The organism is Pseudomonas sp. 14A (genome assembly GCF_018132745.1).
GTDB classification, from domain to species: Bacteria; Pseudomonadota; Gammaproteobacteria; order Pseudomonadales; family Pseudomonadaceae; genus Aquipseudomonas; species Aquipseudomonas mercuritolerans.
The window spans coordinates 1-329 of record NZ_JAGRQJ010000029.1; the positions used below are offsets into that span (position 1 = coordinate 1).

Annotated in this window: 1 protein-coding gene; it reads right to left on the reverse strand. The window is 66.9% G+C overall.

The annotated features are described in order from the left end of the window. Nucleotides 1-329 (reverse strand): hypothetical protein (locus PS14A_RS26500; protein ID WP_212617598.1); only part of this gene is annotated, 329 nt, incomplete at both ends.

A 329-nucleotide genomic window follows, 5' to 3' on the forward strand; every position in this document is an offset into this window, starting at 1 on the left:
GCCCCCGCACCCCACCACCGCACTCCAAGCAGCGGATACGTCTGCGTCGGCAAGAGACGTACGATCTCGGCGACTTCGGTAAGCAGATCTCCAATGGGGCGGATCGTCGCGGGCGAGCCAGCGTGAAGCGCGCGCAACTGTCCCTGTACCTCCTGCAGGTCGCTGAGCGCATCGGTGAGGATCGTCTCGGTGCTTGCGAACGTCTCAGCTAGGCTCACTGCATCGCCGGCGTTGCCCGCCGGCCGCCAGTAGTGGCTGGGATCCAACCGCTCGCGAACGGACGCGACCCAGATGTTGTCTGCGGTCGGGGTCGTCCCGTCGGCGAGCCA